Genomic DNA, 14,837 nt, shown 5'->3' on the forward strand with positions numbered 1-14,837 from the left:
GGCATCGCACGATGCCGGCGTCGACGTTTACGTGGAGCGCATTCGATGAAACCAGCAGCGATTCCCGCCGAACCCGACAGCGCCGCGGCGCCGGCCGGCAGCCTGTACAACGACGACCTCGCACCGACGACGGCGGCGCAGCGCACGTGGCGCTGGTATCACTTCGCGGCGCTGTGGGTCGGGATGGTGATGAACATCGCGTCGTACATGCTCGCGGCCGGGCTGATCCAGGAAGGCATGTCGCCGTGGCAGGCGGTACTGACGGTGCTGCTCGGCAACCTGATCGTGCTCGTGCCGATGCTGTTGATCGGTCATGCGGGTGCGAAGCACGGGATTCCGTACGCGGTGCTCGTGCGGGCGTCGTTCGGCACGCAGGGCGCGAAGCTGCCCGCGCTGTTGCGCGCGATCGTCGCGTGCGGCTGGTACGGCATCCAGACCTGGCTCGGCGGCAGCGCGATCTACACGCTGCTGAACATCCTGACCGGCAACGCGCTGCACGGCGCCGCGCTGCCGCTCGTCGGCATCTCGCTCGGGCAGCTCGCATGCTTCCTCGTGTTCTGGGCGCTGCAGTTGTACTTCATCCTGCACGGCACCGATTCGATCCGCTGGCTCGAAAGCTGGTCCGCGCCGATCAAGGTCGTGATGTGCGTCGCGCTCGTGTGGTGGGCGACGTCGCAGGCGGGCGGCGTCGGCTCGATGCTGTCGGCGCCGTCGCAGTTCGTCGCGGGCGGCAAGAAGGCCGGGCTGTTCTGGGCGACGTTCTGGCCGGGCCTGACCGCGATGGTCGGCTTCTGGGCGACGCTCGCGTTGAACATTCCCGACTTCACGCGCTTCGCGCATTCGCAGCGCGACCAGGTGATCGGGCAGTCGATCGGGCTGCCGCTGCCGATGGCGCTGCTGTCGGTGGTGTCGGTCGTCGTGACGTCGGCCACCGTCGTGATCTACGGCAACGCGATCTGGGATCCGATCGACCTGACGAGCCGGATGACCGGCATCGGCGTGGGCATCGCGCTCGTGATCCTCACGCTCGACACGATGTGCTGCAACCTCGCGGCGAACCTCGTCGGCCCCGCATACGATTTCTCGAGCCTGTGGCCGAAGGCGATCTCGTATCGCGCCGGCGGGATGATCACCGCGACGATCGCGATCGTGATGATGCCGTGGAAGATCCTCGCGACGACGGACGGCTACATCTTCACCTGGCTCGTCGGCTATTCGGCGCTGCTCGGGCCGGTCGCGGGCATCCTGATGGTCGACTACTTCCTGATTCGCGGCACGCGGCTCGATACGCGCGCGCTGTTCGACGAGCGCGGCGACTTCAGCTATGCGCGCGGCTGGAACCCGGCCGCACTGGCGGCGCTCGCCATCGGCGTGCTGCCGAACCTGCCCGGCTTCCTGCACACCGCATTCCCGGCGTCGTTCCCGAACGTGCCGGCGTTCTTCAACACGCTTTACACGTATGCGTGGTTCGTCGGCCTCGTGCTGGCGTCCGGCGTGTACGGCACCTGGATGAAGTGGCGCGCCGGACAGCGCGCGCAGATCGCGAATGCGTGATGCGCGAACGCATGCGGCACCCGACAGTCAACGAGGAGGCAACGACATGGCAATCCTGATTCGCGGCGGCACCGTGGTCGATGCGGACCGCACCTATCGCGCGGACGTACTGTGTGCCGACCCGCAGGACGGCGGCACGATCCTGCAGATCGCCGAGACGATCGACGCGCCGGCCGGCGCGACGGTGGTCGATGCGCATGACCAGTACGTGATGCCGGGCGGCATCGATCCGCATACGCACATGGAACTGCCGTTCATGGGCACGACGGCGAGCGACGATTTCTATTCGGGCACGGCCGCGGGGCTCTCGGGAGGCACGACGAGCATCATCGACTTCGTGATCCCGAGCCCGAAGCAGCCGTTGATGGACGCGTTTCACGAATGGCGCGGCTGGGCCGAGAAGGCGGCCGCCGACTACGGCTTCCACGTGGCCGTCACCTGGTGGGACGAATCGGTGCACCGCGACATGGGCACGCTCGTGCGCGAGCACGGCGTGTCGAGCTTCAAGCACTTCATGGCGTACAAGAACGCGATCATGGCCGACGACGAGGTGCTCGTGAACAGCTTCTCGCGTTCGCTCGAACTCGGCGCGCTGCCGACCGTGCACGCGGAGAACGGCGAGCTCGTGTTTCAGTTGCAGAAGGCGCTGCTCGCGCGCGGGATGACGGGGCCGGAGGCGCATCCGCTGTCGCGCCCGCCGGAGGTCGAAGGCGAGGCCGCGAACCGCGCGATCCGCATCGCGCAGGTGCTCGGCGTGCCGGTGTATATCGTGCACGTGTCGTCGAAGGACGCGGTCGATGCGATCACGCGCGCGCGCAGCGAAGGGCTGCGCGTGTTCGGCGAGGTGCTGCCGGGCCATCTGGTGATCGACGAGGCCGTGTATCGCGACCCGGACTGGACGCGTGCGGCCGCGCACGTGATGAGCCCGCCGTTTCGCTCGGCCGAGCATCGCGAAGCGCTGTGGCGCGGGCTGCAGGCCGGACAGCTGCATACGACGGCGACCGATCACTGCGTGTTCTGCGCGTCGCAGAAGGCGATGGGCCGCGAGGACTTCACGAAGATCCCGAACGGCTGCGGCGGCGTCGAGGACCGCATGTCGGTGCTGTGGCATCACGGCGTGAATCAAGGGCGCATCACGCCGAACGAGTTCGTGCGGATCACGTCGACGAACGCCGCGCAGATCTTCAACCTGTATCCGCGCAAGGGGGCGGTGCAGGTCGGCGCCGATGCCGACCTGGTCGTATGGGACCCGGCCGCGACGAAGACGATCTCGGTGAAGACCCATCACCAGCAGGTCGACTTCAACGTGTTCGAAGGGATGACGGTGCAGGGCGTCGCGACCCACACGCTCACGCGCGGCGCGCTCGCGTGGGCCGACGGCGAACTGCGTGCCGTGCGCGGTGCGGGGCGTTACCTGAAGCGGCCGCCCGCGGCCGGCTACTACGAGGCCGCGCGCATCGCGAACCGGCTGCGCGAGCCGCATCCGGTCGAGCGCGCCGGCTGAACACGCACGAAACCGGCTCGAGGCCGGTTCGAAACGGGTTCGAAACGGGCACGCTCGCTGCGCTGTCAGCGCGCGTCGCCCGGGTTTGCCTCGCGGATCGGAATCACGGTGCGTGCGCCGCACTGGCGCAGCAGGTCACGCAGTTCGTTGATGACCGGAAACACCTCGTGGTTCCAGTCGGCGCCTTGCCGGTCGTGCGCTTCCTGCTCGCGCTCGACGATCCAGCGATCCTCGCGGAAGATCCGCTCGGTGAACCAGACCAGCAGCGGCCACGCGAGATCGAGCGCGAACGGGATGCCCGGCTTGTGGATCGACAGCAGTCCGAACGTGCGGTTGGTGCGCTGCTGCGCGTCGAGCGGCACGTAGACGATCCACAGGTCCATCACGAGCGTGCCTTCGCTCGAGCGGATCTGCAGCGTCTGGTACGGGTAGCCCGTGCGGACCGTCATCACGCTCTTGTCGGCCTGGTCGGTCGGTTTCTTGCTGGCGCCGAACACGAGCGCCTCGCCGACCGGCTGCTTGCCTTCCATACGCGCGAACGTGTAGTCGACCTCGACCCAGTCGTCGCCGCGCCGGCGGCCGACGCTGCGTGCGCGCATCTGTCCCATCTGCTTGCGATGCAGGAACTGATGGTTCATGTCCATCAGGTTCTCGTGCATGAACGAGTAGTGGCACTTGACCTCGCGACCGAAGCGGCGCGTCTTGTACGCGGGATCGTCCGCCGATTCCAGCGCGGGGAACGGGCGTTCGTCCGCGAGCGTCGCATCGCCGGGGAACACGAAGATCAGCCCGTGCGCCTCGCGGCACGGATACGCGCGCACGCCGTTCGGCAATCGATCGCGGCCGAGGTATGGCACGTCGACACAGCGGCCGCTGTCGCACGCGTAGGTCCAGCCGTGGTAGCAGCAGCGCAGCGTTTCGCCGCTCACGACGCCCGCATGCAGCGGCACCTGGCGGTGCGCGCAACGATCTTCGAGCGCGTAGACGGCGCCGGATTCGGTGCGCACGAGCACGATCGGATCGCCGGCGAAGCGCACGCCGAGCGTCTTGCCGCGCTTGAGTTCGCGCGACCACGCGAGCGGATACCAGTGATCGGGATGGATGGGCACGCGGCGCAGGTCGCGCACGACCGAGCCACTGGACGGTTCTTCGAGAGCACTGCTGTCAGACAAAGGCACTGCGCGCATGCGTGACGCCTCCTGGCTGGCTGGAGAGTTCCGGGCGCCGCGCGGTGCGCGGCGGGGGACTGATCTGGAGAAGTCTACGCGAAGTTTGCCCGCGAAGCTGACCCGATGCGGGTTTGCCCGGCCCGGACAGCATGCGTTTCGTTGATGCAGCGCAAACGCGGCCGGCGGCGCGGGCCGGCCGGGTCAGCGCGCACACCGGCCGCCGCGGCGCCGGCGGTCCCTCACAGGCCGGCGTCGCGCCACAGCACCGCGTCGGCGCGGTACAGCGCCGGAAAGCGCTGCTTCAGCCCGGCGACCTTCGGCAGGTCGTTGAACGCGATGTACGGAGCGTCGGGATGCAGCTCGAGGTAGTTCTGGTGATACGCCTCCGCCGGATAGAAGCCCTTGTACGGCTCGACGCGCGTGACGACGGGCGCCGGGAACGTGTGCGCGGTGCCCAGCTGCGCGATGTAGGCGGTCGCGACCGCGCGCTGCTGCGCGGTGGTCGGGAAGATCGCGGAGCGGTATTGCGGTCCTTCGTCGGGCCCCTGACGGTTGAGTTCGGTCGGGTCGTGCGCGACCGAGAAGAACACCTGCAGCAACCGGCCGTAGGTGACCTGCGTCGGGTCGTAGACGATGCGCACCGATTCCGCATGGCCCGTCAGCCCGCTGCCGACCAGCGCGTAGTGCGCGGTTTCGGAGGCGCCGCCCGCGTAGCCGGCCGTGACCTGCTTCACGCCCTTCACGTGCTCGAACACGCCCTGCACGCCCCAGAAACAGCCGCCGGCGAGCACGGCCGTTTCCTCGTGGGAGGCGCCCGGGGTTTCGTCGAGCGTCGGTGCGGGCACGGTGCGCATCGGTTCCGCGGAACTGACGACGCGCTGGTAGCCGAACACAGCGGCGGCCGCGATGGCGATCGCGCCGATGCGGCGCAGCATGGCCGCCCGCCGCCGCGGTGCGGAATCGCGAGTGGATGTCGGGATCATGAGTTGCTCCTTCGAAATGCGGGACGGAATGAGGTGGACGGGAGGCGGCGCGCGTGACGGCGTTCGCCACCGCGTGCGCCACTGCGTGCGCGTTCAGCCGAACGTAAACGCATAGGCATCGACGCCGGGATCGAGAAACTCGATCGAGAACGTGCGGTCGGCGATCGCGCCCGGCTGCCGGACGAGCTGGTACAGGCGTTGGCCGGTGACGGTGCCATAGCCCTGCGCATCGACGTCCGCGCCGTGTGCCGCGCCGGGCGCCGCGCCGTCGAGCGTCACGCGAAAGCGCACCGGCCTGCCGTTCGCGCCCGGGCCGAGCACGAGGTGCAGGTCGCGCGCGTGGAAGCGGTAGACGATCCGGCCGGCCGGCGCGGCGAGCGTCGCGCGCTCGGCGCCGACCTGCCAGGTGCCGGCGAGGGCCCAGTCGTTCAGGTCGGGGTGCGCGGGCGCGTCGTAACGGTGTGCCGCGTCGCGCACGACGCCGCCCGGCGACGTGAAGTCGTCCGCGCGCGCATAGCCGACATAGGTTTCGGGCGAGCGGACGTCCGCGCTGTCGGCCGCCGCGAGCGCGCCCTTCGCGGGTGCGCCGGCGAGCCCGAGCGGCACGTTCAGCGCTTCCGGGTGGCCGGCTTCGGCGAGCAGCGACTGGATCGCGCGTTCCGACTGCGCGTATTCGCCTTCGCCGAAGTGGTGGTGGCGGATCCGCCCTTGCGCGTCGACGAAGTAGTGCGCGGGCCAGTATTCGTTGCCGAACGCGCGCCAGATCGCATAGCCGTTGTCGATCGCGACCGGGTAGTCGATGCCCAGGTCGTGCACGGCCTTCTTCACGTTGCCGATGTCGCGCTCGAACGCGAACTCTGGTGCGTGCACGCCGATCACGACGAGGCCGTACGGCGCGTACTTGCGCGCCCAGGCGGTCGTGTACGGCAGCGTGCGCAGGCAGTTGATGCACGAATACGTCCAGAAATCGACGAGCACGACCTTGCCGCGCAGGCCGGCCGCGCTCAGCGGCGGCGAATTCAGCCACTGCACGGCGCCGTCGAGCGACGGCAGCGTGCCTTCGACGGGCAGCGCGGCCGGTGCCTGCGGCGCCGGCGTCGTGCCGGCGGTGCGCATCATCGCGGCGCCGGCCGCCGGTGCATCACCGGACGTCGCGGCCATCATTGTGCTGGCGGGCGCGGCACCGTCGCCGCTGGCGGTATCGCTGGTCGCGGACGTCGCCGCCGGCGCGCCATGCGAGCGGCCGCCGAGCCGGTCGACGAGCTTCGTCTCGAGACCGCCCGTCGTGACGCTCGACAACTGCGCGAGCGCCCCCGTGTCGAGGCCGAGCGCGATCGCGCCGACGCCGGCCAGCAGCGCCGCGCCGATCCCGCGCTTGATCCATTCGCCGGCGCCGAGCGAGCGCTTCATCGCGGCGAACACCTTGCCGCCGATCACGAGCGCGACGCCGAGCGACGTCGCCGCGCCGGCCGCATACGCAACCAGCAGCAGCGTCGTGCCGACGCTCGCGCCGCGCAGCGCCGCGCCGGTCAGTACGAGCCCGAGGATCGGACCCGCGCACGGCGCCCACAGCAGGCCGGTCGCGACGCCGAGCAGCAGCGACGACGCGGGGCCGGCCGGGCGGCCGTCGCGCTGCGCGAACCCGGTGAGCCGGTTGCCGGCCGCGACGAGCGGGCGCGTCAGGTGCTCGGCGAAGCGCGGCAGCAGCAGCGTCAGGCCGAACACCGCGAGCAGCACGATGGCGAGCCAGCGGCCGGCCTGGTTGGCCTGCGCGACCCAGCCGCCGCCGACGGCGGCGAGCGTCGCGACGACGGCGAACGTGAGCGCCATGCCGATCAGCAACGGCAGGCCGGAACGCACGAACGGCTGGTCGGCGCGCGCGAACACGAACGGCAGCACGGGCAGGATGCACGGGCTCAGGATCGTGAGCACGCCGCCGAGATAGGCGAGGACGATGAGCAGCATGGAGCGGTCTCCGGTGGTTCGGGAAGGCGGCGGCCCGTCAGGCGGCGGCCGGGTGGAAGGCGAGCGCGAGCCCGTTCATGCAGTAGCGCAGGCCGGTAGGCGGCGGGCCGTCGTCGAACACGTGGCCGAGATGGCCGCCGCAGCGGCGGCAGTGCACTTCGGTGCGCGACATCCCGTACGACGGATCGAGCGCGGTCGCGACCGCGTGGTCGAGCGGCTTCCAGAAGCTTGGCCAGCCGGTGTGGCTGTCGAACTTCGTGTCCGACGAGAACAGCGCGAGGTCGCAGCCGGCGCACGCGAACGTGCCGTGGCGGTGCTCGCCGTTCAGCGGGCTGCTGTACGGCGGCTCGGTGCCGGCGTCGCGCAGCACCGTGTATTGGGCGGGCGTGAGGCGGCGGTGCCATTCGGCGTCGCTGCGGGTGATCTCGAACGGGGCGGCTGTCGGTCCGGCGGCGGGCGGCGCGGCGAACGCGCGGCCGACCAGCGCACGGCGGCCCGTCGACGACAGCGCCGCGAGTGTCGCAAGGCCGGTCGCGCCGGCGAACAGCAGATGTCTGCGGGTGGGCATGATGGGCTCCTGGAAGCAGGTCCTGAAAACATGCGCACAGAGTAGGTGGCGGGCGGTGTCGAAGTCCTCACGGAAAGTTAAATGAATCGTGATATCTGGGGTGTTCCGTGGGGGGGCGGTGGAATCGTCGATGCTCCAACTGGGAAGAGCCTTCGAACGGGTGAGCCGCCGATATTTACCGAGCACCGGTTCACGCCACGATTTTTAGTGTTCGTCGAGTTGCGTGGCGAATCCGGACTTTGGCTTGCCGATCAAATCGGACTGGGAAACGAGCGTTGTTTGGCTGCGGTCGCGAATCACACCGAGCGTCTGATGCGCATTGATAGACGGATGAGTTTGCAAGCTGGCGCGACCGACGTGTGGTGCGCGTGTGGATGCGGAAGGTTGACAGTTTTTACGTCGAAACTTCAGGGGGCGAGTTAGGACGTGCGCGGTTGTGCAGTGAAAGGGGGCACGGCGCGCTCCGCCGAAGTGGTCCATGTCGAGGAAGGATCCGGCGGAATGAAGGGGAACATAGTAAGGGCTATGTTACCCTTCATTTCGGGACATCGAGCGGACGGCCCAGGCTCGTGTGGCTCACACGACTAAAGTTGAGTCGAGGCCCGGCTGCCGGTGGCGGGCAGAGGGGCGGCAGGAGACGCGGCACGAGACGATTCCGTAGTCCGCGCAGGTCGGCCGGGCAGATTCGGCTGGAGAAACAGTCAGGTTGTGGGACACCGGAAGCCGGACCACGTAGTCAGCGCGAGTGATGACGCCCGCACCGGCCCGCTGGTTGTGTGAGCGCTGGCCGGGCGGAAGACGTTCGCGATTGCTCTTGGCGAGCGTGTCCGCGACAGGTGTAAGCCGGAGTTCATTGGTGGGCTGCCCGTCGCAGGCGTTGGTGGGGCGGAGGCCAGCGATTTGCGTGTGTGCAGCGGGATGAGGTAGGGTGCAGCTTTCACTTTGTTGCCGAGGCTGTTCATGAACAAGCAGGAACTCATTGACGCGGTCGCAGCGGGCGCAGGCGTCAGCAAAACCGACGCGAGCAAAACCGTCCAGGCGGTCCTGGACGCGATCACGGACGCGGTGAGTCGCGGCGAATCGGTACAGCTGATCGGTTTCGGCGCGTTTTCGCAGGGGCAGCGCGCTGCCCGCACGGGACGTAATCCGACGACGGGCGCGGAGATTGCCATCCCGGCCGCGAATACTGTGAAGTTCACCGCCGGCAAGGCGTTCAAGGACGTGGTGAACGCACTGTGACGCAGCGTGATGTCGGGCAGGCCGCTTATGCGGGACTGCACCGTGAAATTGCGGATGTAGTCGCGTCGGCGCGCGAAGCGACGGCTCGCACGGTGAACGCCCTGATGACGGCGACCTATTGGGAGATCGGGCGACGAATCGTTGAGTTCGAGCAGGGCGGGGAGGGACGGGCCGCTTATGGCGAGGCGGTGATCCGCCGTTTGGGCGCCGATCTGTCAGAGCGATTCGGTCGCGGCTTCGGATGGCGCAATCTCGCACAGATGCGCGCCTTTTACTTGACGTGGCCTGCGGATCGGATTGTGCAGACACTGTCTGCACAATCCACGCCCGCCCGGATTGTCCCGACAGCGTCTGCAAAATCAACCAAGGCGGCGGTGAAGGCGCCGCCGGGCGTGGCGTTTGAGCTGAATGCTATCGCTCAGGCTTTTCCGTTGCCCTGGTCCGCCTACGTTCGCCTCCTCGCGGTAAAAGCGCAAGCTGCTCGCGACTTTTACGAGGCCGAAGCGCTGCGTGAGGGCTGGTCTGTGCGGCAGCTTGACCGTCAGATCAGCAGTCAGCTCTATGATCGGCTGGTGCTGTCACGCAACAAGGCGTCCTTGCTCGGAAAGGCGGCTGTAGCGCAACCCGGCGATCTTCTATCGCCTGAGGAAGCGATCCGCGATCCGTTTGTCCTCGAATTTCTTGACATGAAGGACGAATATTCGGAGTCGGATCTCGAAGCGGCCTTGATCCAGCACTTGTCGGACTTTCTCCTCGAGCTCGGCGATGACTTTGCGTTCGTAGGTCGGCAGCGGCGTCTACGGATCGATGACGCTTGGTTTCGAGTCGATCTCGTGTTTTTTCACCGGCGCTTGCGATGCCTGCTCATTATCGATTTGAAGGTTGGGCGCTTCAGCTATGCGGATGCGGGGCAGATGCATCTCTACCTCAACTACGCGCGTGAACATTGGATGAAGCCCGGCGAAAACCCCCCGGTTGGCTTGATTCTGTGTGCAGAAAAAGGCGCGGCCGAGGCGCATTATGCACTCGACAACTTACCGAACAAGATACTCGCAGCGGAGTATCAGACGGTCCTCCCGGATGAGGCCACGTTCGCGCGAGAATTGGAACGTACCAGGATCGAACTGGAGCGCCGGGGCCGTAAGGCGTGACTTCCCGTCCGAGGTTCCGAGGTGCTTAAACACGCGCGGATGGGCGAATACGATGAAGCGGTCGCCCGGTAAAATTTGATGTTGCTGGCACGGCAAGCAAGCTATGCGAAAACACTCAACCGTGCGCCGACGGCCACTGACGAAGGCGCAACTACTACCTCTTCCGGTTGATCAGGTCCGTCGTCTTTCTCTCAAACACCACCTCGCACTTGCACTGCTTTGCGGCGGCAGTGGTGATATCGAGTCGATCGCCACGCTGTCCAATATGCTCGCGCTCGCGTTCTATTGCGTTCCGACGGCGAAGCGGACCTTTATCGCTCCGCGGACTTCGCACTCAACCAATGCATTGCGCGGGCAGAGCGGGGTGGCAAGTGGACTTTTACAGACGCGGAACGGACTGCACTCGAAGCGTTGCTTCGTGTTCATGATAAGCAACTTGCTGCGGTGCCGGTCCATCGCTATCTTGAAGCGCTGGAGCAGGTGCAGCATGTTGGCACGCCTTCCTTTAGCTTGCCGATCGAATCGGACTGATGCTGAACGTTTTCTGCCTGTCGCGGCGAATACGCCGGCGGTTGATGTGCACGGATAAATCTGCGAGTTGGCGCAGCCAATGCGTGATCCGTGTGTGGACCTCGTAGTCGACAGTTTCTACGTAGAAACTCTAGCAAGTGAGTCAGGGCGTGTGTATCGTCAAAGGGCACCGCGATATTCTTTGTCTAAGTGGTTCTATTCCGTGGCGGGATCTAGTGGAATAAAGGGGTATCAGGATGACGGTACTTCGTGCCCCGCGGGCCAGCGTCGAAGGCATCCAGCGCTACGGCGGCTGCCTCGGCCGTCGGCGCCCGGTAACCGGCACGGTCTGGTCGTGAACGTTCAGGCCAGCGAGGCGAATGGCCGAGCGGAACGCAAAGTGGCGACGGAGATGCTGCGCGATGTGTCGGGTTCGGACGTGCGTATTACGGTGGGCGCAGACAAGGCGTACGACACGCGTGGCTTTGTGAAGGCCTGCCGCGAATACAACGTGACGCCGCACGTCGCACGCAACACGAAGCGCACCGGCGGAAGTGCAATCGATGGTCGGACGACGCGGCATCTCGGTTACGCATTGAGCCAACGCAAACGCAAATGCATCGAACAGTGCTTCGGCTGGGGCAAACGGATCGGGCCGATCCGGCAGGTGATGGTGAGGGGCTTGGAGAAAGTTGATCAGTTGCTCACGCTGACGATGGCGGCCTACAACCTGACGCGGCTGAGAACGTTGGGATTCGTGCATCCGCAGGGCGCGTAATGCAGGAAATCTGGCGGGAAAAACCTTCACTGGCCGGTCTCTACCGCTGAATCCGGCGTGACGCAACAAAATTGCCGAGCGGTTGAACGAATTCATGTCATTTGCGAGAGTGGTCTGAATCCGGTCGATGAGTATTTCAACGGCCTGCTAAGTTCGGGCCTCGCATGCGGCCGCGGCCCAACCTGGCGCGGTGTTGTCGGCATTCTTGCCCCGGTGTCACTCGGTGGCCTTGCGGTTATTCCGGGCGCGCACGTACTTTCCGTGGCGGTGGCAGCGTCGTACTGACGATCATCCTGGCGAGTGTGTGCAAGCCGTGTCTGGACAAGCTCGAGCTGCGCAGGGCACGCGCCGGGGCAGGACCCGCTAGCGGAACGCCCGCATCTGCCCCGTCATCATCTGCAGCATCTTGTTGGCGGCCACCGAGAGCTTGCGGCCCACGCGCGTGACCATGTGCGCCTCGGCGTTCTCGAGGATCGGATGCGCGATCTCGATCGCGAACAGTTCCCTGGCCTGCAGCTCGGCCGCAACCGCGAAGGCCGGCATCACCGAGATGCCGAGCCCCGATTTCACGAACTCCTTCAGGATCGCGAATGAATTGGTGGTGACGATCGGCCCGAGCCGAACGCGCTCGGCGTATTCCACGGCCTCCATCATCTGCCGCGTGCCGTAGGACGGGTGGGTGGCCGCCAACGGGTAGGTGGCGAGCTGCTGCACCGTCAGAACCTTGTGGCTGCGGCGCGGGAAGTCGGGGCCGACGATCGCCATCATCGGCTGCCGCTTCGACGCGCGCGACACCAGCTTGGGCTCGGCGGGAGGATTGTAGACCAGGCCGATCTCGCCCTCGTCGTTCGAGATCTTGCGGATCACGTCGTTGGTGCTACCCACGTCGAGGTTGACGCGGATCCCGGGGAACTGCCGGCAGAACTGCTGCATCGGCCCGGCCAGCAGGTCCGAGACGAAACCCTCGCCGAGCACCAGGCTGACCTGGCCGGTCTTGAGCCCGCGCAACTCCTGCAGGCGCGAGATCAGGTCGTCGCGGTGCGCGAGCTGCTCGCGAAAATATTCGATCACGCAGCGTCCCGCCTCGGTGGGCGTCACGCCGCGCGCGTGGCGCTCCGATAGCAATCACAGTAGTGGCGACGGGCAAGTCGTTCAATGATGCCGAGAACGCGTCTTGAGCGCCGGTTCAGATTGTCGGGAGCATGCAGACGTCTGCACGATTGCGGTCGGCCGGCCATTTGATGACCATGTCACGTCGGATCGCCACATTGTCGATCACGCGCGCGGGAGAGGTGGCCGCGGTCGAGGAGATCCGCCGGGTCATTGGCGATTTGCCCAGCTATGGCTATCGCCGGGTTTGGGGCATCTTGCGCAACGAGCGCGTTGCAGTCGGACTGGCGCCGTTTAATGCCAAGCGAATCTATCGCGTCATGCGCACACATGGGCTGCTGATGCAGCGCCGACCGATTCCACCTCGGCCCCAACGTCGACACGACGGCAAGGTAGCCGTAGCGCGCAGCAATCAGCGATGGTGCTTGGACGGCTTCGAGTTCCGCTGAGACAACGGCGAGCCGCTGCGCGTAACGTTCGCTCTGGATTGCTGTGACCGTGAGGCGATGAGCTGGGCGGCTACGACGGCAGGCCACAGCGGCGACATCGTGCGCGACGTGATGCTGGCTGCAGTGGAAAATCGGTTTGGCAACGACTGCATACGCCGTCCGAAATCGAGTGGCTGAGCGACAACGGTTCGGGCTACACGGCCGACGACACGCGTCGGTTCGCAGTGGCCATCGGCCTGAAGCCATTGACCACGCCGGTATGCAGCCCGCAAAGTAACGGGATGGCCGAGAGCTTCGTGAAGACGATGAAACGCGACTACGTCGCCTTCATGCCGAAGCCGGACGCAGCGACTGCTGCACGCAACTTGGCCATCGCGTTCGAGCATTACAATGAGAAGCATCCCCATAGCGCGCTGAAATACCGCTCGCCTCGCGAGTTCCGGCGCTCGATGGATTCAGCAACCTAAGTGTGATGCTGTGTCCGGTATTACAGGGTCAACTCCACTTGTGCGCCCCCCGTTCGAGGCTTGGCCGTGATTCGCGGAAAATCCGCCGCATCTCGACCTACGTGATTGATTTGAAGACGAAATTAGTGGTCGGCTCGAGCGACGAAACGGGACGCTGCAGGTCTGGCAGATCGTCCACGAAGGGGTTGATATGCTGCCGCCGGTTCGGCGACAGCGCCTTTACGGTGCCAGCATCGAATTGAAGCGGGTTGTTGGCCAGATAAGCACCGCTTGGTAGCGATAATCTTGAGTCAATGCGCGCCGGAGGTCTACGGGCTTCCCTTTTGGCGCTGCTGACAATAGCGACATTGCTGCATCTCCAATTCTTCCTCTTCGGTGAACGGGCTCTGGGTTGGGTCGGCGTGGTGGCACTCATGGCGCAGCCACTCGCCAAATCGCTGATAGCTCTCCATATTGCTGCGCCAGTTGGGCGCGCATAGGTAGTAGCCGAGCGGGCTCTCGAAGCGCTGCTTAAAAGGCTCGATTAGTTGCCCACTGGTCAATGCGTCCTTCACCAGGCAGGAAGGAACCAGCGCAACGCCCAGCCCGGAGACGGCGCCCTGAATGATCAAGGTGAACAGATTGAAACCAGGGCCGATACGGGCGCTCTTGTGCTCGCCGACGTAAGCGATAAACCAGTCTTCCCAGGCTGACGGAATCTCGTTGTGCTGCAGCAGCGTGCAGTCTTTCAGATCAATGAAGTGTTTGATGGCACATCGGTCCCGATAGGCCGGTGAACATACCACGCTGGTTTCCTTGCCGATGAGATAGGTGGCCTCTGCAATTGTCCAGTCTCCGTAGCCGTATTGAATCGATGCGTCATAGTCAGGACCGGCCTCCATGCTGTCGATGGTGTGATAACGCACGAAGTTGATGGAGACGTCTGCGTTGAGCGACCTGAATCCCTCCAGCCTGCAGAGCAGCCAGTTGGCTGCAAAGGTGGGAGCCACCGACAGATTTAGCAAATGGGTGCCCTTGGCGGTGGACATCACCTGCGTGGTGGCGCTTTCCAAAGTCTGTAGGGCGGGTCGCACCTGCTTAAGATAGTTTTCGCCGATATGGGTTAGAGCCAGGCCATTTCGGGACCGGATGAAAAGCAGATGCCCGAGGTACCCCTCAAGCTCTCCAATATGTCTGCTGACCGCACTTTGCGTCACAAAGAGTTCTTTCGCTGCCTTCGAAAAGGACAAATGCCGTGCCGAAACGATGAAGGCATTCAGCTCCGAGATGGTAGGGCAACGTCTTCGCATAGCTTGTATGAGTGTTACTCATGAGGGTAGAACTATTTGGCAGAAAGCTGGCCAAGAAACACGCAGACGCTGCTTTTTGTCGTCACTAATGTTCAACGTGA

The 14,837-nt window shown here is 65.4% G+C and carries 11 protein-coding genes and 3 pseudogenes; 7 read left to right on the plus strand and 7 right to left on the minus strand.

What is annotated here, in order from left to right:
• Positions 1–45: 45 nt before the first annotated feature.
• Positions 46–1,554 (plus strand): NCS1 family nucleobase:cation symporter-1, encoded by a 1,509-nt coding sequence (locus DIE17_RS31805; RefSeq protein WP_124921619.1) that lies wholly within the window; start codon positions 46–48, stop codon positions 1,552–1,554.
• Positions 1,555–1,600: 46 nt separating this feature from the next.
• Positions 1,601–3,058, plus strand: coding sequence for a dihydropyrimidinase (gene hydA / locus DIE17_RS31810; RefSeq protein WP_124921620.1), 1,458 nt, complete (start codon positions 1,601–1,603; stop codon positions 3,056–3,058).
• A 65-nt stretch (positions 3,059–3,123) separates the two neighbouring features.
• On the opposite strand, the gene DIE17_RS31815 is transcribed toward hydA, so the two are convergent.
• The 4 genes from DIE17_RS31815 to msrB all read right to left on the minus strand — a co-directional run bounded on the left by DIE17_RS31815 (position 3,124) and on the right by msrB (position 7,743).
• Positions 3,124–4,245 (minus strand): aromatic ring-hydroxylating dioxygenase subunit alpha, encoded by a 1,122-nt coding sequence (locus tag DIE17_RS31815; protein WP_124921621.1) that lies wholly within the window; start codon positions 4,243–4,245, stop codon positions 3,124–3,126.
• A gap of 221 nt (positions 4,246–4,466) precedes the next feature.
• A complete protein-coding gene (gene msrA / locus DIE17_RS31820; protein ID WP_044847214.1) occupies positions 4,467–5,210 on the minus strand; it encodes a peptide-methionine (S)-S-oxide reductase MsrA in 744 nt (247 codons plus the stop codon).
• 93 nt (positions 5,211–5,303) lie between these two features.
• The gene (locus DIE17_RS31825) at positions 5,304–7,175 is read right to left on the minus strand and encodes a cytochrome c biogenesis protein DipZ (RefSeq protein WP_124921622.1); all 1,872 of its coding nucleotides are present in this window, start codon (positions 7,173–7,175) and stop codon (positions 5,304–5,306) included.
• A 37-nt stretch (positions 7,176–7,212) separates the two neighbouring features.
• Positions 7,213–7,743: a peptide-methionine (R)-S-oxide reductase MsrB gene (gene msrB, locus DIE17_RS31830; RefSeq protein ID WP_124921623.1), complete on the minus strand. Its 531-nt coding sequence runs from the start codon at positions 7,741–7,743 to the stop codon at positions 7,213–7,215.
• A gap of 81 nt (positions 7,744–7,824) precedes the next feature.
• Here msrB and DIE17_RS31835 point away from each other — a divergent pair, with 81 nt between their 5' ends.
• From DIE17_RS31835 to DIE17_RS31845, 3 genes are all read left to right on the plus strand, one after another.
• Positions 7,825–8,166, plus strand: a complete 342-nt coding sequence (locus DIE17_RS31835; protein WP_124921624.1) for a hypothetical protein — start codon at positions 7,825–7,827, stop codon at positions 8,164–8,166.
• Between the two features lie 537 nt (positions 8,167–8,703).
• On the plus strand, positions 8,704–8,982 hold the full coding sequence (locus tag DIE17_RS31840; RefSeq protein ID WP_059571965.1) for an HU family DNA-binding protein: 279 nt from the start codon (positions 8,704–8,706) through the stop codon (positions 8,980–8,982).
• On the plus strand, positions 8,979–10,133 hold the full coding sequence (locus DIE17_RS31845) for a YhcG family protein (protein ID WP_124921625.1): 1,155 nt from the start codon (positions 8,979–8,981) through the stop codon (positions 10,131–10,133). Before DIE17_RS31840 ends, DIE17_RS31845 begins: the two co-directional genes overlap by 4 nt.
• Positions 10,134–10,415: 282 nt before the next feature.
• Here DIE17_RS31845 and DIE17_RS37620 read toward each other — a convergent pair whose 3' ends face one another.
• Positions 10,416–10,622: a hypothetical protein gene (locus tag DIE17_RS37620; RefSeq protein WP_185735410.1), complete on the minus strand. Its 207-nt coding sequence runs from the start codon at positions 10,620–10,622 to the stop codon at positions 10,416–10,418.
• A 358-nt stretch (positions 10,623–10,980) separates the two neighbouring features.
• Here DIE17_RS37620 and DIE17_RS31855 point away from each other — a divergent pair.
• Positions 10,981–11,421 (plus strand): annotated as a pseudogene (locus DIE17_RS31855) (transposase); the annotation flags it as partial.
• Positions 11,422–11,784: 363 nt separating this feature from the next.
• Here the strand turns inward: DIE17_RS31855 and DIE17_RS31860 are convergent.
• Positions 11,785–12,543: pseudogene (locus DIE17_RS31860) on the minus strand (LysR substrate-binding domain-containing protein); the annotation flags it as partial.
• Positions 12,544–12,719: 176 nt separating this feature from the next.
• Between DIE17_RS31860 and DIE17_RS31865 the strand changes: the two are divergent.
• Positions 12,720–13,447: pseudogene (locus tag DIE17_RS31865) on the plus strand (IS3 family transposase); the annotation flags it as partial.
• A gap of 308 nt (positions 13,448–13,755) precedes the next feature.
• On the opposite strand, the gene DIE17_RS31870 reads toward DIE17_RS31865, so the two are convergent.
• Positions 13,756–14,736 carry a LysR substrate-binding domain-containing protein gene (locus DIE17_RS31870; RefSeq protein WP_260439278.1) on the minus strand — a complete coding sequence of 327 codons (981 nt, stop codon included), beginning with the start codon at positions 14,734–14,736 and terminating at the stop codon, positions 13,756–13,758.
• Between the last annotated feature and the right edge of the window lie 101 nt (positions 14,737–14,837).

The sequence above is a fragment of the Burkholderia sp. Bp9099 genome, assembly GCF_003857805.1.
In the GTDB taxonomy this organism is placed as follows: domain Bacteria; phylum Pseudomonadota; class Gammaproteobacteria; order Burkholderiales; family Burkholderiaceae; genus Burkholderia.

What these genes read in the sequence shown, in the direction of transcription:
- msrA (WP_044847214.1), bottom strand. Translation starts at nt 5,210, where the DNA reads ATGATCCCGACATCCACTCGCGATTCCGCACCGCGGCGGCGGGCGGCC.
- DIE17_RS31815 (WP_124921621.1), bottom strand. Translation starts at nt 4,245, where the DNA reads ATGCGCGCAGTGCCTTTGTCTGACAGCAGTGCTCTCGAAGAACCGTCC.
- DIE17_RS31840 (WP_059571965.1), top strand. Translation starts at nt 8,704, where the DNA reads ATGAACAAGCAGGAACTCATTGACGCGGTCGCAGCGGGCGCAGGCGTC.
- DIE17_RS31825 (WP_124921622.1), bottom strand. Translation starts at nt 7,175, where the DNA reads ATGCTGCTCATCGTCCTCGCCTATCTCGGCGGCGTGCTCACGATCCTG.
- DIE17_RS31870 (WP_260439278.1), bottom strand. Translation starts at nt 14,736, where the DNA reads ATGCGAAGACGTTGCCCTACCATCTCGGAGCTGAATGCCTTCATCGTT.
- DIE17_RS37620 (WP_185735410.1), bottom strand. Translation starts at nt 10,622, where the DNA reads ATGCTGCACCTGCTCCAGCGCTTCAAGATAGCGATGGACCGGCACCGC.
- DIE17_RS31835 (WP_124921624.1), top strand. Translation starts at nt 7,825, where the DNA reads ATGAATCGTGATATCTGGGGTGTTCCGTGGGGGGGCGGTGGAATCGTC.
- hydA (WP_124921620.1), top strand. Translation starts at nt 1,601, where the DNA reads ATGGCAATCCTGATTCGCGGCGGCACCGTGGTCGATGCGGACCGCACC.
- DIE17_RS31805 (WP_124921619.1), top strand. Translation starts at nt 46, where the DNA reads ATGAAACCAGCAGCGATTCCCGCCGAACCCGACAGCGCCGCGGCGCCG.
- msrB (WP_124921623.1), bottom strand. Translation starts at nt 7,743, where the DNA reads ATGCCCACCCGCAGACATCTGCTGTTCGCCGGCGCGACCGGCCTTGCG.